General features: G+C 64.3%; 18 protein-coding genes. 16 read left to right on the top strand and 2 right to left on the bottom strand.

What is annotated here, in order from left to right; translation table 11 throughout:
* Positions 1 to 56 precede the first annotated feature (56 nt).
* On the top strand, positions 57 to 1,382 hold the full coding sequence (locus ACSSVC_RS16485) for a YncE family protein (protein ID WP_492611013.1): 1,326 nt from the start codon (positions 57 to 59) through the stop codon (positions 1,380 to 1,382).
* A gap of 7 nt (positions 1,383 to 1,389) precedes the next feature.
* On the opposite strand, the gene ACSSVC_RS16480 is transcribed toward ACSSVC_RS16485, so the two are convergent.
* A complete protein-coding gene (locus ACSSVC_RS16480; RefSeq protein ID WP_492611012.1) occupies positions 1,390 to 2,517 on the bottom strand; it encodes a saccharopine dehydrogenase family protein in 1,128 nt (375 codons plus the stop codon).
* A gap of 437 nt (positions 2,518 to 2,954) precedes the next feature.
* Between ACSSVC_RS16480 and ACSSVC_RS16475 the strand changes: the two genes are divergently transcribed.
* Entirely contained in the window at positions 2,955 to 3,824 is an 870-nt protein-coding gene (locus ACSSVC_RS16475) for an isocitrate lyase/PEP mutase family protein (RefSeq protein ID WP_346635753.1), read from the top strand.
* Positions 3,825 to 3,857: 33 nt separating this feature from the next.
* Here the strand turns inward: ACSSVC_RS16475 and ACSSVC_RS16470 are convergent, their stop codons facing one another.
* Positions 3,858 to 4,262, bottom strand: coding sequence for a response regulator (locus tag ACSSVC_RS16470; RefSeq protein WP_346635752.1), 405 nt, complete (start codon positions 4,260 to 4,262; stop codon positions 3,858 to 3,860).
* Between the two features lie 180 nt (positions 4,263 to 4,442).
* Here ACSSVC_RS16470 and ACSSVC_RS16465 point away from each other — a divergent pair, with 180 nt between their 5' ends.
* The 14 genes from ACSSVC_RS16465 to ACSSVC_RS16400 all read left to right on the top strand — a co-directional run bounded on the left by ACSSVC_RS16465 (position 4,443) and on the right by ACSSVC_RS16400 (position 21,311).
* Complete coding sequence (locus ACSSVC_RS16465) at positions 4,443 to 5,192, top strand: SIR2 family NAD-dependent protein deacylase (protein ID WP_492611011.1); 750 nt, start codon at positions 4,443 to 4,445, stop codon at positions 5,190 to 5,192.
* Between the two features lie 51 nt (positions 5,193 to 5,243).
* The gene (locus ACSSVC_RS16460) at positions 5,244 to 5,909 is read left to right on the top strand and encodes a suppressor of fused domain protein (protein ID WP_492611010.1); all 666 of its coding nucleotides are present in this window, start codon (positions 5,244 to 5,246) and stop codon (positions 5,907 to 5,909) included.
* 224 nt (positions 5,910 to 6,133) lie between these two features.
* The gene (gene ppnN / locus ACSSVC_RS16455) at positions 6,134 to 7,507 is read left to right on the top strand and encodes a nucleotide 5'-monophosphate nucleosidase PpnN (protein WP_346635749.1); all 1,374 of its coding nucleotides are present in this window, start codon (positions 6,134 to 6,136) and stop codon (positions 7,505 to 7,507) included.
* 270 nt (positions 7,508 to 7,777) lie between these two features.
* The gene (locus tag ACSSVC_RS16450; RefSeq protein WP_492611009.1) at positions 7,778 to 9,592 is read left to right on the top strand and encodes a DUF1302 domain-containing protein; all 1,815 of its coding nucleotides are present in this window, start codon (positions 7,778 to 7,780) and stop codon (positions 9,590 to 9,592) included.
* A 26-nt stretch (positions 9,593 to 9,618) separates the two neighbouring features.
* Positions 9,619 to 10,980 carry a DUF1329 domain-containing protein gene (locus tag ACSSVC_RS16445; RefSeq protein ID WP_346635747.1) on the top strand — a complete coding sequence of 454 codons (1,362 nt, stop codon included), beginning with the start codon at positions 9,619 to 9,621 and terminating at the stop codon, positions 10,978 to 10,980.
* A gap of 146 nt (positions 10,981 to 11,126) precedes the next feature.
* Positions 11,127 to 12,053, top strand: coding sequence for a LysR family transcriptional regulator (locus ACSSVC_RS16440; protein WP_492611008.1), 927 nt, complete (start codon positions 11,127 to 11,129; stop codon positions 12,051 to 12,053).
* A gap of 119 nt (positions 12,054 to 12,172) precedes the next feature.
* Complete coding sequence (locus ACSSVC_RS16435) at positions 12,173 to 13,366, top strand: M20 aminoacylase family protein (protein ID WP_492612571.1); 1,194 nt, start codon at positions 12,173 to 12,175, stop codon at positions 13,364 to 13,366.
* Between the two features lie 25 nt (positions 13,367 to 13,391).
* Positions 13,392 to 14,687 (top strand): MFS transporter, encoded by a 1,296-nt coding sequence (locus ACSSVC_RS16430; protein WP_492611007.1) that lies wholly within the window; start codon positions 13,392 to 13,394, stop codon positions 14,685 to 14,687.
* Positions 14,688 to 14,808: 121 nt separating this feature from the next.
* Positions 14,809 to 15,906, top strand: coding sequence for a M14 family metallopeptidase (locus ACSSVC_RS16425; protein ID WP_346635744.1), 1,098 nt, complete (start codon positions 14,809 to 14,811; stop codon positions 15,904 to 15,906).
* A 61-nt stretch (positions 15,907 to 15,967) separates the two neighbouring features.
* The gene (locus ACSSVC_RS16420) at positions 15,968 to 16,588 is read left to right on the top strand and encodes a class I SAM-dependent methyltransferase (RefSeq protein WP_346635743.1); all 621 of its coding nucleotides are present in this window, start codon (positions 15,968 to 15,970) and stop codon (positions 16,586 to 16,588) included.
* A gap of 191 nt (positions 16,589 to 16,779) precedes the next feature.
* Positions 16,780 to 16,938, top strand: coding sequence for a hypothetical protein (locus tag ACSSVC_RS16415; RefSeq protein ID WP_346635742.1), 159 nt, complete (start codon positions 16,780 to 16,782; stop codon positions 16,936 to 16,938).
* A gap of 56 nt (positions 16,939 to 16,994) precedes the next feature.
* The gene (locus ACSSVC_RS16410; RefSeq protein WP_346635741.1) at positions 16,995 to 17,195 is read left to right on the top strand and encodes a hypothetical protein; all 201 of its coding nucleotides are present in this window, start codon (positions 16,995 to 16,997) and stop codon (positions 17,193 to 17,195) included.
* Positions 17,186 to 19,396: an ankyrin repeat domain-containing protein gene (locus ACSSVC_RS16405; RefSeq protein WP_404939411.1), complete on the top strand. Its 2,211-nt coding sequence runs from the start codon at positions 17,186 to 17,188 to the stop codon at positions 19,394 to 19,396. The genes ACSSVC_RS16410 and ACSSVC_RS16405 overlap by 10 nt, the downstream gene beginning before the upstream one ends.
* A 133-nt stretch (positions 19,397 to 19,529) precedes the next feature.
* The gene (locus ACSSVC_RS16400; RefSeq protein WP_346635739.1) at positions 19,530 to 21,311 is read left to right on the top strand and encodes an FAD-dependent oxidoreductase; all 1,782 of its coding nucleotides are present in this window, start codon (positions 19,530 to 19,532) and stop codon (positions 21,309 to 21,311) included.
* Positions 21,312 to 21,325 lie beyond the last annotated feature (14 nt).

Genomic DNA, 21,325 nt, shown 5'->3' with positions numbered 1-21,325 from the left:
CCGGTCCATCCCCGGTCTGTTACGCCTTTTCCAGCGCCACAAGGAGTCCTGCGCGCATGTCCCAGTCGAATTCGAACCTCTCCCCGCAAGAGCAATGGCAAAAAGCCGTGCTGACCTATGCCCGCGACATCAACCACTATGTCGAAACCGGCACCCGCGAGGGCTGGAAGGGCTTGAAGGAGCCGAACATGCCCGATACCGAGCATCTGTTGGAAGACTGGCAGGCGGCTCTGCAAGCGAGCAACCAAGGTCTCTACGACGCAGTGCAGCGCCAGGCCTTTCGCCAGGACTGGCCACCGGCACACTTCCCACTGTCGCCGCGCCTGGAAAGCCAGGGACGGATGATTCCGACCCTGGCCCTGTTGCCGGACGGCAGCCTGCTGGCACGCATCGGCGCGCCCTTCGAGGCCGGCTTCGTGGTGCATATCGACGACGCGCGGATCGAGACCCTGGAGCAAGTGGAGTGCTTCGGCATGTGCCCCCAGCGGCGTTACTTCGCCTGGGGCCGGGCCGATGGCATCCAGGTCACCGACGGCTGGAACGGGCCTCAGGTGGCAAGCTTTCCCTGGCCCGCCCCTCATGCCGGCCTGCCTGCAGGCCTGGAGCTTGAAGACACCGGGCGCCCCTCTCCCACCAGCCTGATCCCCTTCCCCGACGGGGGCCGGGTGCTACTGGTGAGTGCCGACGGCATCTTCGTCCTGGCTGCCGATGGCGCCACCCGCCTGCTGCGCAGCCTTGAGGACATCCAGCAGGACCTGGACGAAGGCGTCGCCGCCGAGGACCTGAGCATGGGCCTGAGCATGGAACATGGCGCGGTGTCGCCCGATGGCCAATGGATCGCCGTGGGCGAGCAAAGCGGGATGCACCTGGTGTTCGATGCTAGGTTGCAGCAGGTCGCGCAGATCGGCCCTGCCAGCGAGTACCCGCACTTCGCTCACTTCAACCAGGTCGGCGACCGCCTGCTGCTCAACGCCTGCCACTTCTATGGCGGCGCCAGCCTGGGGGTGGCGGTCGCCGACCTGCCGGGGCTGAGCACTGACTTCTATAGCGACGACCCGCGCACCCCGGTGCTGCAGGAAGGCGCCCGGGTGTATGCCGCTGCTTCACGGGGCGACGAATTCATCATCGGCGATGCCTACGGTTACCTGCGAGCCGTCAGTGAAACCGGCGAGGAGCGCTGGCAGCACTACATCGGCTCGACCCTGACCGCCATGGACATCAGCCCCGATGGCAAGACCCTGGTGGCCGCGACTTATGCCGGGATCATCGTCAAGATCGCCCTGGATGGCGGACGACCGGACTGGCAGATCGGCACCGGCGAGCACCACGAACTGCAGCGCTGGCTGTTCTGGAAGGACTTCACCAAGCCCCTGCTGTGGTAAGACGGCGTTAAACCGGCGGGCGCGAGAAACTCACCTGCATCTGCAGGTGATCCGCGTCGTCGATCGCCCGCAGGTACTCCTCGACACTGACCTCGCCGGCACTGGAGCGTGCCCCCGGGGCCGGCACATGGCCGGCGAGCAGCTTGTGCACCACGGCCACCGCGGCGCAGCTGGGGATCTCCGGGCCATGGTCGTGGGTGGCGGTCAACTGCGCGTACATCGACAGCGGCTGGCCATCCTGGCCCAGGCCGTGAACATCGACGTACATGGCGCTGAGGCCATCACCGCAACCTTCGAACCAGGTGCCGCAGCGATGCAGGCGCGCCGCCCAGGGCGCCGGGTCGGCGATCAGCCCGAGCTTCACCGCCTGGGCCAGCAGGGCGTTGGCCAGCCCGGCAATCTTCAGCCCGGCACCGGCCTTGAAGCTCAGGGTATGGGCGCCATAACGCTCGGCGAACAGGTCCAGGTCCGGCACATCGACGTTGGCCACCAGCCGCGTCCCCAACCTGGGCAATTTACGCAAGGTCAGCCCCTGCCAGCCGATCACCGGGAGCGGCTGGCCGTCCTTGAGTTGCAGGATCGGCCGACCGGCGTAGGCCAGCACGCCCTGGATGGTGGACAGGCCGGGCATTTTCGCCGACGAGGAAATACCGTGCTCGATCCGATCGATACGGGAAAAACGCTCACGGTGCTCATCGATCATCGCCGCCGACAGAGTCGGCACCGAACTGCAACCGCTGAGCAGCGTCACCCCTGCGGCCCGGGCCGCCTCATCTAAAGTGCCAATGCCGCGCACGAACTGACGGCAGTCGGCCAAGTCGCAATAGTTGACTCCGGCCTCGATGCAGCCCTGGGCCACCGCATAGGACTGACCCTGGAACGGCCCGCCGGTATGGATCACCCAGTGCACGTCCAGGGCCTTGAGCGCCGGCGCCCATTGCGGCCCCATGGCATCGCCGCACCAGCCTTCGCAGGGCTGTCCACCCTCGGCTTGCAGCGCCAGAACCTTGGCCGCGAGCTTGCGCGGGTCACGCCCGGAAATCAGCAGATGCACTCCGGGCGTATGGATCAGATAGCGGCAGACGATGCTGCCGAAATTGCCATAACCACCGACCACCAACACCCTGAGTGTCATTACCTGCATCCTTGAACCAAGCCATTGCGCAGCTGCCAAGCAGCCATTCGAGGCGCGGCAGCTTGGTTGATTTGCCAGTGTTCGACAAGTACCCGAACAGCTTCAACCAGCGCCGGAACCACCCTCGGCAGGCACTTGTAATATTCAGTTAGAAAAAAATTGCCAATGCCGGTCCGGCATAATGCTATGCAAATTCCTCATCAACTCGGGCCTTGGAGCGTGATAGCCTCGTCCTGCTATGTCGGCCTCGCATAATAAACCTGCCGGTTCGCGCAACCGAGTGGGATAAAGACGCCTTGCTACCCCCCTTTGTTCACCTTCATCTGCCCAACTAACGTTTCGCTGTGAGCCTTTCAACCATCGGCTCGCCAAGGGAACTGATTGCAAAATTTGACTCGACCTCGAGGTCGATATCTCGATCCTATCTCGGAGCTGTTATGTCCAGGCTTTCCCATCAAGATTTGCGCCGCGGTTTCCGTGAACTGATCGCTTCAAACTCCTGCTACCACACCGCTTCCGTATTCGACCCGATGTCCGCCCGTATCGCCGCCGACCTGGGTTTCGAAGTGGGCATCCTGGGTGGCTCCGTAGCCTCGCTGCAAGTGCTGGCGGCCCCCGATTTCGCCCTGATCACCCTCAGCGAATTCGCCGAACAGGCCACCCGCATCGGCCGCGTGGCCCAGTTGCCGGTGATCGCCGACGCCGACCATGGCTACGGCAACGCGCTGAACGTAATGCGCACCGTGGTCGAACTGGAACGCGCCGGCATTGCCGCGCTGACCATCGAAGACACCCTGCTGCCCGCCCAGTTCGGGCGCAAATCCACCGACCTGATTTCGGTGGCCGAAGGCGTCGGCAAGATCCGCGCCGCCCTGGAAGCCCGGGTTGATCCGGAACTGGCGATCATCGCCCGGACCAACGCCGGCATCCTCCCGGTGCAGGAAATCATCAGCCGCACCCAGCAATACGAGCGCGCCGGCGCCGACGCCATCTGCATGGTCGGCATCCGTGATTTCGAGCAACTGGAACAGATCTCCGAGCACCTGAACGTGCCGCTGATGCTGGTGACCTACGGCAACCCGGCGCTACGGGATGATGCGCGCCTGGCGGAGCTGGGGGTGAAAATCGCAGTGGACGGCCACGCCGCCTACTTCGCCGCGATCAAGGCCACTTACGACTGCCTGCGGGAACAGCGGCAGATCTTCACCCAGGCCTCGGACCTGAGTGCCACCGAACTGGCTCATACCTACACCCAGCCCGAGGACTACATCGTCTGGGCCAAGGAGTTCATGAGCGTCAAGGAGTAACACCGGCGATTGGCCGGGGTGAGGCGCAACGCCTCAACCCTGGGCCGATTTCAGCGCGCCTTCCACGCAGTCGAGGATCTGCCCGATGGTCCAGGGCTTGCGAATGAAGGACACCGGATAACGCACCCCGGAACTCTCGGGGGTCTCGAAACCCGACATGACCACAACGGGCAACGACGGCCAGTGCTCACCGCACAGGTTGCTCAGGCTGGCGCCATTGAGCCGGCCGGGCATGGTGATATCAGTCAGCAGCAGCGCCACCTGCGTCGCCTCCTCCTGCAAGAACTCCCAGGCCTGATCGGCGCTCTCTCGGGCTTCAGTGACAAAGCCCTCGTCCTCCAGGATCTCGCACAGGAACTCCAGCACCGTCGGCTCATCCTCCACCACCAGAATCAAGCGGGAGGTGGCATCTGGGTTAACGGACGAGGCTGGGCACATGGGGTAACACTCCCTGAGGGTTTGAGAACTCTACGGACAAGACCGCTGACAAGAGTTATGAGCGGCGGCTTGACGATAAATTCATTCCCGATGCGCTCACTGTGTTTTTTTAGGACAGGTCCGAACCGACTGGCGATAATGCCACTCCGATATCAGCGCAACAACGCAGACAGGTCCTCCATGGAATTCGCTCCCCAACGCCTGGCCCAGGCCCGCCACCTGGTGGTATTCACTGGTGCCGGCGTCTCGGCCGAAAGCGCCATCCCGACCTTTCGTGATGCCCTGACCGGGTTGTGGGAGAACTTCGACCCGGCGCGGCTGGCCACGCCCCAAGCCTTTCGCGAGGACCCGGCGCTGGTCTGGGGCTGGTACGAATGGCGCCGCATGAAAGTGCTCCAGGCCCGACCCAACCCGGCCCACCTGGCGATTGCCGAACTGGCCCGACGCGTACCGCGCCTGACCCTGATCACCCAGAATGTCGATGACCTGCACGAGCGCGCCGGCAGCCCCGCAGTGCTGCACCTGCACGGCAGCCTGCACCACCCCAAGTGCTTCGCCTGCAATCGCCCCTTCAGCGGCGAACTGGCAGAACTCGTATTGCCGGAACAGGGTTGCAGCCTGGAGCCCCCCCGCTGCACCGGCTGCAATGGCAAGATCCGCCCCGGGGTGGTGTGGTTCGGCGAAGCCCTGCCACCGCAGATCCTCAAGGAGGCGTTCAAAGCGGCAGGCGAATGCGACCTGCTGTTGTCGGTGGGCACCTCGGGCCTGGTGCAACCGGCGGCGCAGATCCCCCAACTGGCGCTGCAGCAAGGTGCCTGCGTGGTGCACATCAACCCGCAGCCCCATGCCTGTACTGAGCCAGAGGAATACAGCCTGGTGGGCAAGGCCGGACAGATTCTGCCGCAACTGCTGCGCCAGGCCTTTGCCTGATTTTCTGGCGGCTCAAGCCGAGCCACCGTTTCTGTTCGAGGACGCTTTCACATGCTGCAATCCCCCGACTCTTCATGGTTTGAAGCCGCCTGGGCACAACGTGAAGAACAACTCTACCCAGCGCTGTTCGGCGACCTGGGCCCAGGCATCTACCCCCTGGACATGGCGCTGTTCAGCGAGGTCTTCGGTCAGACCGAAATCGACCCGCGCTGGCTCAGCCACGGAGTCTTCGAATCACCGCCTACTACCACGCGCAGCAGTTGGCTGTACGTCACTTCAGGGCTGTCCAATGCCTGGGAAGATGCGCAACCCGAAGCCGATGGCTGGTCCGGGATGGGCCAGGAACTGCTGCTGGAAACCCGCGAGCAGGCGCCCTGGGCCCTGCACCTGCTGCGTAAATTCTGCGCCTATCAACTGCTACTGGCCGCCGGCCGTTTCGGCGAGCAGCAGCCTCTGGGCGAATGGGACCGCATGCGTACCGGGCAACCCATCGACGGCAACGACAGTCTGTTGCAGGCATTGCTGTTCATCCCCGCGCCGGCTTTTGCCGGGCCCCGGCAGTTGCTTAGCGGACGCTTCGAATTCCTACAGATCGTCGGCCTGACCCTGGACGAACACGCCTGGGGCCAGAGCACGGGTTATCCGGCCCTGCAGGAACGCCTGACCCTGGCCGCAGCCTCGCCGGTGATGGATCCGGCACGGGCCAGCGTCTGCTAAGGCTCGATGAAAATTCACCGCGACCGTGACGGATCGTCATTTTTCCAGCCACAGCGGGCCCGCTTGAGGTAGATTCAGACAGCGAACAATCTCGCGACGACGTTTGCTTTCTTGCCCTGCCGCTGGAAACCAAGCCCCGTACCGGTGGCTCTGTTCACTGCCCCGCCGTTTTTTCGCCACTGACCGCACATGGCGCGGTGGCGCCGATTTCAGGAAATGGATTAATGCCGCAAAGACAAGTGATCAATGCTTCGGTGAGCCCGAAAGGCAGCCTGGAGACCCTCTCGCAACGTGAAGTGCAACAACTCAGCGCCGCCGGTTCCGGCAGCATCTACACGCTGTTCCGCCAGTGCGCCCTGGCGATCCTCAACACCGGCGCCCACGTCGACAACGCCAAGACCATCCTTGACGCCTACCACGATTTCGAAGTGCGCATTCACCAGCAAGACCGGGGCGTGCGCCTGGAGTTGCTGAACGCACCGGCCGACGCCTTCGTCGATGGCGAGATGATTGCCAGCACCCGGGAAATGCTCTTCAGCGCCCTGCGCGACATCGTCTACACCGAGAACGAACTGGACAGCCAGCGCATCGACCTGGACAGCTCCCAGGGCATCACCGACTACGTCTTCCACCTGCTGCGCAACGCCCGCACCCTGCGCCCCGGCGTGGAGCCGAAGATGGTGGTGTGCTGGGGTGGCCACTCGATCAATACCGAGGAATACAAGTACACCAAGAAGGTCGGCCACGAGCTGGGCCTGCGCAAGCTGGACATCTGCACCGGCTGCGGCCCGGGCGTGATGAAGGGCCCGATGAAAGGCGCCACCATCGCCCACGCCAAGCAGCGCATGAGCGGCGGTCGCTACCTGGGCCTGACCGAGCCGGGGATCATCGCCGCCGAAGCGCCGAACCCCATCGTCAACGAACTGGTGATCCTGCCGGACATCGAGAAGCGCCTGGAGGCCTTTGTCCGTGTCGGCCACGGCATCATCATCTTCCCGGGAGGCGCCGGCACTGCAGAGGAATTCCTCTACCTGCTGGGCATCCTGATGCACCCGGACAACCACGAACTGCCGTTCCCGGTGATCCTTACCGGTCCCAAGAGCGCAGCGCCCTACCTGGAGCAACTCAACGCCTTTGTCCTGGCGACCCTGGGCGAAGCAGCGCAGAAGCACTACCAGATCATCATCGACAACCCGGCAGAAGTGGCCCGGCAGATGACCGAAGGTCTGAAGACCGTCAAGCAGTTCCGCCGCGAACGCAACGACGCCTTCCACTTCAACTGGCTGCTGAAAATCGACGAGGGCTTCCAGCGCCCCTTCGATCCGACCCACGAGAACATGGCCAGCCTGCAACTAAGCCATGCCTTGGCGCCCCACGAACTGGCAGCCAACCTGCGCCGGGCGTTCTCCGGCATCGTTGCCGGCAACGTCAAGGACCAGGGCATCCGCCTGATCGAACAGAAAGGCCCGTACAGCATCCACGGTGACCCGGCGATCATGCGGCCCCTGGATCAGTTGCTCAAAGCCTTCGTCGAGCAGCACCGCATGAAGCTGCCTGGCGGCGCGGCCTATGTGCCGTGCTACCGCGTGGTGAGCTGACCCCAGCCCCTTCGGCGGTTGAACAGTGCCGCGCGCTCCCCGGGAGCGCGCGGCTTTTTTTTGCCCGGCGTTTGCCTCCCGCCCCAGGCTGGCCCCTCACCTTTGGCTATAGGCATAAGAATTTCCTAGAGGGCAGGACCCTCAAAGCTCCCTACCATGCGCCAGACCCCGTCGAGCGGGGGCCCTAAAGGAAAGCGCGCAGCACCCGCCCAGGGTGCCGGCCCGTAATAGGCGGAGAGCAGCATGCAGACAATAAGAAATCCGGGGACCATGTATCCCTCCCCTCTGAAACCCCAGCCACTGGTCCTTGCCCTGGCCCTGGCCTGGGTCTTGCCGGCGCAGGCCGAAGACTTCCGGCTGGGAGAAATCAGCGGCCGCTTCGATTCGTCACTGTCCATCGGCGCCAGTTGGGGCATGCGCGATGCCGACCAGAGATTCATCGGCGTAGCCAACGGCGGCAGCGCCTCCACCCGCACCGGGGATGATGGTCGGCTGAACTTTCGCAAGGGCGAAACCTTCTCCAAGATCTTCAAGGGCCTCCACGACCTGGAGCTGAGCTACGGCGACACCGGAGTCTTTGTCCGCGGCAAGTACTGGTACGACTTCGAGCTCAAGGACGGCCATCAGCATCTCTACGACATCGACGATCATGGCCGTGATCGCGCCGCCCGCGCCTCGGGAGCGGAATTCCTCGACGCCTTCCTCTATCACAACTACAGCATCGCCGATCTGCCCGGCAGCGTCCGGGTCGGCAAGCAGGTGGTGAGCTGGGGCGAAAGCACCTTCATCGGCAACTCGATCAACGCCATCAACCCCGCCGACGTGGCCGCCCTGCGCCGCCCCGGTTCGGAACTCAAGGAAGGCCTGATTCCGGTCAACATGCTCTACCTGAACCAGGGGCTGAGCGACAACCTGTCCATGGAAGCCTTCTACCAACTGACCTGGCAGAAGACCGTGCTGGACAACTGCGGCACCTACTTCGGCGGCGACGTAGCCGCCAAGGGCTGCGACTTCGGCATGACCGTCAATGGCAGTGACTTCGACCGCGACGCCGCCAGCTACGGCTATGTACCCCGACTCAACGACCAGGATGCGCGCAACAGCGGCCAGTTCGGTGTAGCCCTGCGCTGGACGGTGCCGGAACTCAACGAAACCGAGTTCGGCTTCTATGCCCTCAACTACCACAGCCGGACCCCGGAAAGTGCCTGGCTGGTGGGCAAGGGCGCATTCCTCGACCCGGTGGGCGGCCTGGCCGGCCAGGGCGGTGTCAGTACCGCGCGCTATTACCTGGAGTACCCGGAAGACATCCGCCTCTATGGCCTGAGCTTTGCCACCAACATCGGCAGCACCGCGGTGTCGGGCGAGATCAGCTATCGGCCGAACATGCCCATGTCCCTCAATAGCACGGACGTCTCCACTGCTGCGACCCTGGGCTCCGCTGCCACCCACCCGGCCATCAACGCCGGCCTGCCGATCTTCGACAGCGGTTGGGCCAGCTCGGCCTACGGCTCGCGTATCCAGGGCTACAAACGCATGCCCTACACCCAGGCCCAGCTCACGGCGATCCAGACCTTCGATCAGGTGCTGGGGGGTGACCGCCTGACCCTGGTGGGAGAAGCCGGCTTCGCCCATATCGGCGGCCTGGACAACAGCGACGGTTCGGGCCTGCGCTTTGGCCGCAACAGCGTCTACGGCAACGGCGAGCTGGCCCATGCCGGCAACGCGGCGCTGCTCGGAGTCTCCGGCAACGACATCTGTCGCGCGCTGAATTCGGCCAACCCGGACCAGTGCACCGACAAGGGTTTCTACACCCAGAACTCCTGGGGCTACCGCCTGCGGGCCGTCCTGGAGTTCAACGACGCCATCGCCGGGGCCAACCTCAAGCCCAACCTGTCGTTCTCCCACGATGTCGACGGTTACGGCCCGACCTTCAACGAAGGCAACAAGGCCCTGAGCATCGGCCTGGATGCCGACTTCATGTCCAAGTACACCGCCAGCATCAGCTACACCGACTTTTTTGGTGGCGATTACAACACCAACACCGACCGCGACTTTCTCGCCCTAAGCCTGGGCGTGAGTTTCTAAGGTCCGCTGCCCTCAAGAGGTTAATCATGAAACATCCCCACCTGTTGCAGATTGGCTGCTTCACCCTGAGCCTGCTGGCCGGCCCGGTATTGGCCGCGGTCTCCAGCGACCAAGCGGCACGCCTGGGCAAGGACCTGACTCCGGTGGGCGCCGAGCGCGCCGGCAACGCCGATGGCAGCATCCCGGCCTGGACCGGCGGCCTGCCCGAGAGCACCGGCAAGATGGATGCCGACGGCTTCCTGGCAGACCCCTACGCCCAGGAGCAGAAGCTGTTCACCATCACCGCCGACAACGTCGAGCAGTACCGGGACAAGCTCAGCCCTGGCCAATTGGCCCTGTTCAAGCGCTACCCCAAGACCTATCAGATGCCGGTCTTCCGCAGCCATCGCAGCGTCAGCCTGCCGCAGAAGAGCCTCGACGCGACCCTGCTCAACGCCACCCGCACCACCCTGGTGGAAGGCGGCAACGGCCTGGAGAACTACAGCCCCGGCGCCGTGCCCTTCCCGATTCCCAAGGACGGCCTGGAGGTGATCTGGAACCACATCGGCCGCTACCGTGGCGAGAGCCTCAAGCGCATCGTCATGCAGGCCTCGCCCCAGGCCAACGGCAGCTTCACCCCCAGCGTGGTCAAGCAGGAACTGGCCTACCCCACCGGGCTGACGGACTACCAGCCGGCGGAGATGGCCAACATCCTCAACTACTACCGTGAGGAATTCCTTTCCCCGGCGCGCCTGGCCGGCGGTGTGCTGCTGGTCCACGAGACCATCAACCAGGTCAAGGAGCCGCGCATGGCCTGGCAGTACAATGCCGGCCAGCGCCGAGTGCGCCGCGCGCCACAGATCGCCTATGACAGTCCGGCGGCCGAAGGCATGCGTACCCTCGATGACTTCGACCTGTTCAATGGCGCTCCGGACCGCTTTGACTGGAAACTGGTGGGCAAGCAGGAAATGTACATCCCGTACAACAGCTACCGCCTGGAATCGCCCAAGCTCAAATACAGCGAGATCGTCCAGGCCGGGCACCTGAACCCCGCGCACACCCGCTATGAATTGCACCGGGTCTGGCATCTGCAGGCGACCCTCAAGCCCAGCCAGCGCCATGTCTATTCCAAGCGCGACATCTACATCGACGAGGACAGCTGGCAGGCGGCGATCACCGATGCCTACGACGGCCGCGGCGCCCTGTGGCGAGTGGCCGAAGGACACGCCAGCTTCTTCTACGACGTCAAGGTGCCGTCCTTCGCCGCCGAAGCACACTATGACGTGCTCTCCGGCCGCTACGCGGTGAACTCCCTGCGCAACGAAGAGAAGAACAGCTACCAGTTCAACCTGCCCTTCAGCCGCAAGGAGTTCACCCCGTCGGCACTGCGGGCCACAGGAATTCGCTAACCCCGAGGGTGATCCGCCGGCTCCGGGGCCAACACCGCCCCGGAGCATGTTTGTGCTATCGGCCTTACAAATTGGTACTACTCCTATCCCCCATGGCGGGGGTTTTGGCTTAGATTCAAGCCCCCATTCCCACTCGGTACCCCGCCATGAAGCTGCATCAGCTGCGCGCCCTGGTTTCCATCTGCGAAAGCGGCAGCATCCAGGAGGCTTCGCGCCTGCTGCATATCTCACAACCGGCCCTGTCCAAGGGCATCAAGGAACTGGAAGCGGAACTGGGCGTGCCCTTGCTGATCCGCTCCAATCGCGGGATCACCGCCACCGAATACGGCGAGCGCCTGGTACGCCGTGCGCGACTGATCCTGGAAGAGGTTCGCCGCGCTGCAGAGGAAATCGACACCCTCAAGGGGCGCATGGACGGCAAGCTGTCCATCGGTGTCTCGCCGGTCACCCCCGGCCCGCAATTCGTCGCCAGCCTCAATCGCTATCGTCAGCACTACCCCAAGGTGCAGGTGCAGATCCACGAGTTGCGACCGTCCAAGCTCATGGAAGGCCTGCGTGAAGGGCAGCTCGACATGGCCCTGACTTCGCTGCCGCCCTCGCGCAACACCGACGGTTTTCACTGGGAGGAGCTTTACGCCCAGCCCACGGTGCTGGTGGTGCGCAAGGACCATCCGCTGCGCCATGCCCGGCATTTGAGCGAGCTGCAGGAACAGGAGTGGCTGCTGCAGGACTCCCTGGAGCAATCCAAGGTCGGGGTGATGTTCGAGGAAAACGGTGTTGCGCCACCGCAGAATGTCATCGAGTGCGCCTCGGTGGTGCTCTTCGCCGAACTGGCGGTGACCAGCGATGCCATCAGCTATTGGTCGCTGCGGGTCCTGGAAAGTGCGCCGATGCTGATGCAGAAGCTGGAGATCCTGGAGATTGTCGAGCCGGTCCCGCCGATGAACATTTCCCTGGTGTGTCGCGACCAGGAGCTGATGACCCGGGAAGCCAAGGCCCTGGCCGATGAACTGATCTACATCTACAAGGGGCCGTCGAAACCCGTGCCGAACTCGATTCCGGCCATCGCCTGAGGGCGCCCGGCCGCGCACCTTGATAACCACAACCGATAAGCATGCCCAGAGGTGATTATTCAGCGGCGCAAGGCTGGGGCATGCTGCGGGCCACCGTCAGTAGCTCGGAAATGGCCCCCATGACAGCGCCCCACTCTCCCCTGATCCCGCAGATCCTCGCCTGGCAGGACAGCTTCGCCCAGTTGCGCCGGGACCTTCATCAGCACCCGGAACTGGGCTTTGCCGAACAGCACACCAGTGAGCGAGTCGCCCAGAGCCTGGAGCAGTGGGGTATCGAGGTCCACCGCGGCATCGGCGGCACCGGGGTGGTGGGTGTGCTGCGCAATGGCAACAGCCCCCGCAGCCTGGGAATCCGCGCCGACATGGACGCCCTGCCGATCCATGAGCAGAGCGGCGTTGAATGGCACAGCCGGCAGCCGGGCACCATGCATGCCTGCGGCCATGACGGGCATACCGCGATCCTGCTTTGCGCTGCCCGCTACCTGGCCGAGACCCGGCAGTTCGACGGCACCGTCAACCTGATCTTCCAGCCGGCCGAGGAAACCCTGGGCGGCGCCCGACGGATGATCGAGGACGGCCTGTTCGAGCGTTTTCCCTGTGACGCGGTCTACGCCCTGCACAATATGCCGACCTTGCCGGTGGGGGTGTTCCTGACCCAGGCCGGGGCCATGAGCGCCTCCTCGGACAACGTGCACATTCGCCTCAAGGGGGTCGGTGGTCATGGCGCCATGCCCCACAAGACCCGAGACCCGGTGGTGGCCGCCGCCGAGCTGGTGCTGGCCCTGCAATCCATCGTTGCGCGCAACGTGCCGGCTGGGGAAGTGGCCGTGATCACCGTGGGTTCGCTGCACGCCGGCGACGCCGCCAACGTGATCCCCGATCACGCCACCCTGGCGCTGAGCGTACGCACCACCAACCCGCAGATCCGCACCCTGCTCAAGCAACGCATAGGTGAAGTGGCCCGGGGCGTCGCCGCCACCCACAACCTGGAACTCGACTATGAGTACGACGAGCGTATCGGCGTGCTGCTCAACACCCCGGCCGAAACCGCCCTGCTGCAACAGGTGGCTCGGGACCTGCTGGGCCCCGAAGGGCTGATGACCAGCATCCCCAGCGGCTTTCTCGGCAGCGAGGATTTCGCCTCGATGCTGGAGCAGCGTCCCGGCTGCTACATCGTCATGGGCAACGGCACCGAAGGTGCCCACGGCTGCATGGTGCACAACCCCGGCTACGACTTTAACGACGCCGCCCTGCCCTATGGCGCCAGCCTCTGGGCGCGGTTGGTGGAAACCGCTCTGCAACGCCCCCAATAACAACAACCAAGGATAAACCGCCGCCATGCCGACACCCGCCGCAAGACCCCGCGCCCTGATCATGGCCCTGCTGATGGCGGTGATGGTCATCAGCGTGCTGGACAAGACCATCTTCGCCTTCGCCGGGGTGCAGATCATCGAGGAACTGCAACTGACCCCGGAGCAGTTCGGCTTTGTCGGCAGCGCCTTCTTTTTTCTCTATTCGATCTCCGGGATCGCCGTGGGCTTTCTCGCCAACCGCTACCCCACCCGCTGGATTCTCACGGTGATGGCGCTGGTCTGGACCAGTGCGCAATTGCTGGTGACCTTCGCCAGCAGCCTCGCCGCCCTGACCGCCAGCCGCCTGCTACTGGGAGCCGGCTGCGGCCCGGGCACGGCGGTGACCCAGCACGCGGCGTTCAAGTGGTTCGGGGCGCGGGAGCAAGTGCTGCCGGCCTCGCTGATCCAGGTGTCGATCATGCTCGGCGGACTGCTGGGAGCCCTGGCCCTGCCCTATGCCATCAGCCACTACGGCTGGCGCACGGCGTACCTGGCCCTGGCCCTGCTGAGCCTGGCCTGGGTCCTGGTCTGGCTGCTGTTCGGTGCTGAAGGCCGGCACGCCGAGCAACACAGCGAGCAACAGCTCGCCGAAGCGCCGATTGCCTACCGCCACCTGCTGCTCAACCGCACCTTCCTGTGGATTTCGCTGATGTGTTTTCTGGCCTACCTGCCCAATGCCCTGTCCTTCAGTTGGTCGGCGGTGTACATGCAAAAGGGCCTGGGCCTGAGCCCGATGCAGACCGGCTACGTGATGTTCGCCGCAACCTTCAGCATTATCCTGCTCAACTTGCTGGTGTCGGGCCTGTCCCAGCGTCTTCTGAAGAATGGAGTGAGCGTGCAACGCAGCCTGGTCGTGCCGCCGATGCTGTGCTGCATGGTCGGAGGCCTGGCCCTGAGCGCCATGGGTTCGGTGTTCGGCGCACTGGAAGAAAAGCTGGTGCTCTATGTGCTGGGCGCCGTGCTGCTCAACGGCGTGTTCGCCTTCGGCATGACCATCACCTCGCACATTTCTCCGGCGCGCCAGCGCGGCGCGATGCTGGCCATCCATGTGGGCTGCATGACCCTGGCTGGCATGCTCGCACCCTGGCTGGTGGGCAAGCTGGTGACCCTGTTCGACAACGACATTGCCCGGGGATTTGAAACCGCGGTCAATGGCATCGGCCTGGCAACCCTGGCCTGCGCCCTGCTGGGATTGTGGGTGATCAACCCGAGCGCCACTCGCGAGCGCCTGCTGGCCAGGGCCGGCGATACGCTGCCAGGGGCAGCCCCGATCCGCGTCTAGCAACGCCTTCTCGCCGGGCCGCCTGGCGGCCCATTCGCTCCCCCGTTCCCCAGGCTCTCCCTGGTGCCGTGGCGCACTGGGGAGGCCGAGGAGCCTCTGTACCCGATCAGGAAGTCTCTCGATGAACCTTGCCAGTTTTTCCGCCAGCTATGCCGAGGCGCGGCGCAAATTTCTCAATGGCTGCGAGCTGCGTGGCTTGCAGGTGGAATCCCATATCCATCCGTTCAAGGGCCGCGACCAGGAAACCCTGGCCATCGACGTCTGCCGGGTGGGGCCCGCCAACGCCCGCAACCTGATGGTGATCAGCAGTGGCTGCCACGGCGTCGAAGGCTTCTGTGGCTCGGCCGTGCAGGTCGATCTGCTGGCGGACGATCACTGGGCCCAGCGCACCGCGTCCCCGGATCTGGCCGTGCTCTACCTGCATGCGCTGAACCCCTACGGCTTCTCCTGGATGCGCCGGGTGACCCACGAAAACGTCGATCTGAATCGCAACTTCCTCGATTTCAGCCAGCCCCTGCCGGACAACCCCGACTACCGTGCCATCCACAATCTGCTGCTGCCCAGGAACTGGCCGGCGAGCATCAGCAGCAGCGCGCGACTGATGCTGTTCGCTGCGCGTCGCGGCCGCTCGGCTCTGCAGTCGGCCATCACTCGCGGTCAGCACAGCCACCCCGACGGCCTGTTCTTCAGCGGCGTGGAACCCAGTTGGAGCAACCTGCAGATTCGCCAGATTCTGCGCCAGCACGCCCGGCACTGCCTGCGTATCGGCTGGATCGACATCCACACAGGCCTGGGCCCCAACGGCGTCGGCGAACGCATTTACAAGGGCCGGGCCAGCGCCGCCGACCTGCAACGGGCCCAGGCTTGGTGGGGCCCCGAGGTGACCAACAGCTTCGATGGCAGCTCCACCTCGGCGCAGTTGAACGGCACCCTGGACCTGGCCGTGATGGAGGAATGTCCCCAGGCGCAATACAACGGCCTGACCCTTGAATACGGCACCTTGCCCGGCCCCCAGGTGCTCAACGCGCTGCGCGCCGAACAATGGCTGCAGCGCAATCCGCTGGCGCCGCGCTCGCGTTTCGAGCAGATCAAGCGACAGATGCGCGACGCGTTCTACGACGACCGCCCGCAATGGCAACAGCAGGTGCTGCAACAGGCCCGGGAAGTGTGCGAACTGACCCGTAAAGGCCTGCTGAGCCCAGACCCGCTGCAAGGCTGAAACCCGGCACAGGATGGCCGGGCTCCGGTAGGATATTGCGCCAATCATCAAGGAGTGATTCATGCCCACACCCGCCCCTGAGGAGTCCGCCCGGTGGGAGGCCTTCTACAAGACTTTCGAGGGTCGCCCGCCTTCACCCCTGTTGTGCCGCGCCCTGGCCTTGAACCTGCCGGGCATGGATCACCCCCAGGCCATCGACCTGGGCTGCGGCTCGGGCATCGAGACTTGCTTGTTGCTGGAGCGTGGCTGGAGGGTGCTGGCCATCGACCAGGAGGCGTCCGCCATCGAGCGCCTCAAGGACCGCGCCGGAACCCTCGCCGAAGGTCGCCTGCGTGCCGTCCAGGGACACTTCGAAACCCTCGATGAACTGGCGCCGGCACAGCTGATTCACGCCGGACTGGCGTGGCCGTTCTGCCGCCCCGCTGCCTTCGCCCAGTTCTGGCAGATGCAAGTCGAGGCCTTGCAACCCGGAGCATTGCTGGTGGGCCAGCTGTTCGGCGAGCGGGATCAATGGGCCACGGCGCCAGACCTGACTTTTCACTCCCGCAGCGCCGTACAGGCACTGTGCACCGGCCTGCACATCGAGCATTTCGAAGAAAGCGAAGGGCTGGGCAAAAGCCTGCGCGGCCCCAAACACAACCACAGGTTCGATCTGATCCTGCGCAAACCCCACACTCCTTGAGCCTTCGCCAACCGCTCTTCGGGCTGTTGCAATCAATCATCGGAGCACCTGCAACCCCGACCTGACGGGCGTTGCAGGGCGCCTGGAATTTTTCTGTTTTTTTGCGCCATCGGCGCCGCCGCCAAGCAATTCCCGCCTGGGTAATCTCGATTCACTGCCAGTTCGGCAGTCATCCAACGGAGATTACCCTCATGTCGAAAAACACCCCTCCCGCCAACCCGTCGCCGATGGACCAGGCGTCGGCCTCGCGCATCACCAGCAGTGCCGCCAAGGCCGGCAAGGGCCAGGTAACGGCGGACAGCTTTGCTGCCCGGGCGCAACGCGCTGCCGCGAAAAACACCAACCCTTGAGCCCGACAGCGCCCCCGTCAGTATTGGCTGGCGGGGGCCAGGCCAAGGAGGCCGCCATGTCCCACTACAGCAATGACAAAGACATCGCCAGGCTGGTCAAACAACAATTGCGCCAAGGCTGGCTGTTCCATCGTGGCAAACGCCATGGGAAGCTCACGGCCCCAGGTAAGGGTTCGATCCCGGTGCCCTGCACGCCGAGCGACTGTCGGGCGCTACTGAACTTCAAACTGATGTTACGGAGGCTCGAATGCCGCTAACCCAATCCCCCTTTCCCAGCCTGGGAGAGTGCTACCAGTTGCTCACGGCAGCCTTCGATACCAAATCCACTGACGCCGCGCGCCGCAAGCAACTGGTCGCCTTGGCCGAGAGCGATCACGACTGGAGCCTGTTTCCCAAGCTCAAGCGCGAGCTGCTGATTGAACCCTTGAGTCAGCTGGACCGTGACTTTGCCCTGTACCTCGAAGCCTTCGTCGATTATCTGCAAGCCCACTACCTCGATCTGGTCAAGAACCTGGGGCTGGATAGCCTGAGCCGCCAGCAGGCCCTGCCGGCGCTGGTGGAACACTACGCCGCACCGGTCGGCGACTTTCTCCAGCAATTGCAACGGCGTTTCAGCGGCCCGCAACTGCCACAGCTGCTGGACAAGGATCAGTTTCCTCTGGGGGTGGTCCTGCAATGGTTCGAACAACAGAGTGGGGACTCGGCCCAGCAACTGGCTCAACGCCTCTATCCCGACAGCAAGGATGCCCGTGATCAACTGGGGCGTTGGCGCAAAGGGCCCCGACAGGCCGATCTGTCGAGTCTCAAGACACTGCTCAGGACCCTGGAAAAAGTCAGCGACAAGCCACAGTTGGTGGCCGACCTGGGACCCTGGCTGGTGACGGCCCGAGCCCTCGGTCACTTCGACCAGCAATTGCTCGCCGTCGGCCTCCCGGGGTTCAGGCAACAAGTGCTGCACACCCTGCTGCTGGGGCCCGCGGCACAAAGTGGCCGCCAGTCCCTGGAGCGCCTCAACCTTGAGGCCGGGCAGCGCCTGAACATCCTCAAGCCCGGCGCCCAATGGCTGCGGGAACACCTGACGCCGACCCGGGGCAAGGCCGCCGGCAGCCAGGCTCAGGCACGGCAGATGCTAGACGACTTCATCAAGCTGCAGGAGCGCCATGATACGGATGGCCGGACCGGATATTTCAGTGCCTGGTTCGAAGGCCGCTGGCAATTGCTGTCGGGCAACTACTCCACGGCCATGAGGCATTACGACGCGGCCCTGTCAGCGGCCCTGTATCGCGCCGGTCGCTTGCAACTGAACCTGCTGGAGGAGTGCCTGAGCCTGGCGGCGATGCTGCAAGACCGGCCCCGGCTCAAGCGCCTGAAGCACCAGGCGCTGATACTGGGACTGTTCAGTTCCCTGGGCCTTGAGCAAGGCCCGGTGATCAGCGACTGGGAAATCAGCCAGCTGAAGCAGCTTTTTACCCGACTGTTCCCGGCGCTGGGCTTCTTCCCGGAGGCCGAAGACCACAGAGCGCAACCGCAATGGCCGATCCTTGCGTTCGACCCCGCCGAGACCGGGAACATCAAGGTGGACCTGCAACGCCCTGACCGGGTTATTGCGGTCTACACCATCGATCGGCAGAAACGTCGGTATCCGCAATTGCTCTGGTTCGCCTCCGAAGGTCAGGCCGAGGCGGTCCGTGCCCTGTTGCAGCATGGAGCGAACGTCAACCTGAAGGACGAGGCCCAAGGTTCAGCGCTGCTCTGTGCCCTGCAATGCGCCCATGACCGAGGAGAACGCTCGACCCTCGACCTGCTGCTGGACCAGCCTCACGAGGCCGCCACCCTCGACCAGTGCACCCGCAAAAAGCGCCTGACCCCTCTGATGCAGGCCATCGACATGGGCGACGCCAAAGTGGTGGCCAGGCTGCTGCAGATGGGGGCCTCGGCCAATGCTCCCGGGCTCTACCCGGAGCAGACGCCGCTGTACCACTGCCTCGGCAAACTGTGGCAGTTGCAACAACCGGGCAAGGCCATGGACAAGGTACAAAGCCTGATCAAGCAAGCAGACGCGGTGAGCCAAGAGGTGCTGCGCCGTCAGTTGGGCAGCAGCGCTGGAGCCTTCGGCCAGCGCGCGCTCATGGACCCCGATCAGCCGTCGCATCAAGCGATTCTCAAGACCCTGCTGGCAGTGGAACGCGAACGCTGCGATCCCCGGCAGTTGATGCAAATTGCCTACCTGCTGTTGCGTCATGGCGCTGACCCCAATGCCTCTCATGCCTATCCCTGCCCGGGCCGTACGCCGCTGATGGTGGCTGCCGAAGACGATCAGCTGGAACTGTTCAAGGCCATGCTCGCTGTCGGTGGCGACCCGCTGCAACAAGATGAACAAGGCGCCGACTGCTGGAAGATCGCCTTGTGTCACCAAGCCCGGCACGTGCTGGCCTTCCTGCGCGCATCACAGGGTTGAAACCACTCGCAGGCCCATTTTCAAAGTACAAGCCCGGGTTGGTTTGACAGCCTCGCAGCCACTGTGAAATAGTTTTTCAACAATATGGAACATGATTCCATTTTTTATAATTTCACCGAAAAGGCCTGCCATTGTGAGCGAAGCTCCCGCTGAAAACCTCCCGCCCCTGGATTGTGACCTGCTGGTAATCGGCTCCGGCGCTGCCGGCCTGGCCTGTGCCGTGACCGCCGCCTGGCATGGCCTGAAGGTGGTAGTAGTGGAAAAGGATTCCACTTTCGGCGGTGCCAGTGCCTGGTCCGGTGGCTGGATGTGGGTGCCGGGTAATCCTCTGGCGCGCCGCGCCGGCATCCATGAAAACCCGCAACAGCCGCGCACCTACCTCAGGCATGAACTGGGCGAAGGCTACGACGCCGGACGCATCGACGCCTTTCTCGATAACGGACCACAGATGGTGGCCTTCTTCGAACAGCACACCGCCCTGCAGTTCGTCGACGGCAATGGCATTCCGGACATCCACGGCCAGGTGCCCGGGGCCGGTATCGAGGGTCATCAGGTGATCGCCGCGCCCTATGACGCCCGGGCCATTGGTCCCTTGTTGGCGCGCCTGCGCCGGACCATGCGCGAGACCTCGTTCATGGGCATGCCGATCATGGCCGGGGCCGACCTGGGCGCCTTTCTCAGCATGACTCGCTCGTTCAAGTCGCTGTTGCATGTGGGCAAGCGCTTTATCCGCCATCTGCGGGACCTGGCGCTGCATGGCCGGGCCATGCAGCTGGTGAACGGCGTGGCGCTGATTGGCCGGCTGGCGAAATCAGCCCAGGACCTGGGAGTGAATCTGCTGGAGTCGTCGCCGGCCCGTTCGCTGCTACGGGACAACCAGGGGGTGCACGGCGCCCTGATCGACACACCTCAGGGGCCGCGGGAAATCCGTGCCCGTCGCGGCGTGGTCCTGGCGGCCGGTGGTTTTGCCCATGACCCGGTTCGACGTCAGGCGCTGTTTCCCCGAGCGCCAGGCCCTGACGAGCATCTGGCCTTGCCACCCTTGAGCTGCTCGGGGGACGGCATTCGTCTCGGTGAGGCCGCCGGTGCCGTGCTGGCCACTGACCTTGCCAGCCCGGTGGCCTGGGCCCCGGTATCGCGGGTGCGACACGCCGACGGCAGCATCGGCCACTTTCCCCATATCATCGATCGGGCCAAGCCCGGGGTGATCGGGGTGCTGGCCAATGGCAAACGCTTCGTCAACGAGGCCGACGGTTACTACGACTACACCGCAGCCATGGTGGAGGCGGTTCCGGCCGGCGAGGAAGTGGCGTCCTGGCTGATCTGCGATCATCGCTTCCAACGTCGTTACGGGCTGGGTTATGCCCGTCCCTTCCCCCTGCCCGTGGGGCCCCTGGTGCGCAACGGCTACTTGCAACGAGCCGACTCCATCCAGGAGCTGGCGCGGCGTTGCGGCATCGACCCACAAGGCCTGGTCGCCACGGTACAGGCGTTCAACCAGCATGCCCGGCAGGGCCAGGACCCCGAGTTCGGCCGCGGTTCGACGCCCTACAACCGCAAGCAGGGCGACGCCCTGTACCCGGGGCCGAACCCCTGTGTGGCGCCTATCCAGCAAGGGCCATTCTATGGGGTCAAAGTGCTGCCCGGCAGTTTCGGCACCTTTGCCGGGCTCAGGACCACCCCCCAGGCCCAAGTACTGGATCAGACCGGAGCAGTGATCCCGGGGCTGTATGCCGCAGGCACCGACATGGCCAGTGTCATGGGCGGCTTCTACCCGTCCGGGGGCATCAACCTGGGGCCGGCCATGACCTTCGGCTACGTTGCCGGGCGCCATGCCGCAGGCGTCAGTGAGTATGAGGTCATCCTCGAACCAGCCCCTGGGGCAGCTCCCGGACAATGCGCCGCAAGGCACTGACCTGACACCGCGGG

This window comes from Pseudomonas sp. E1BtOHC1, from assembly GCF_058744285.1.
This window is presented reverse-complemented; position numbering and strand designations above follow the sequence as displayed.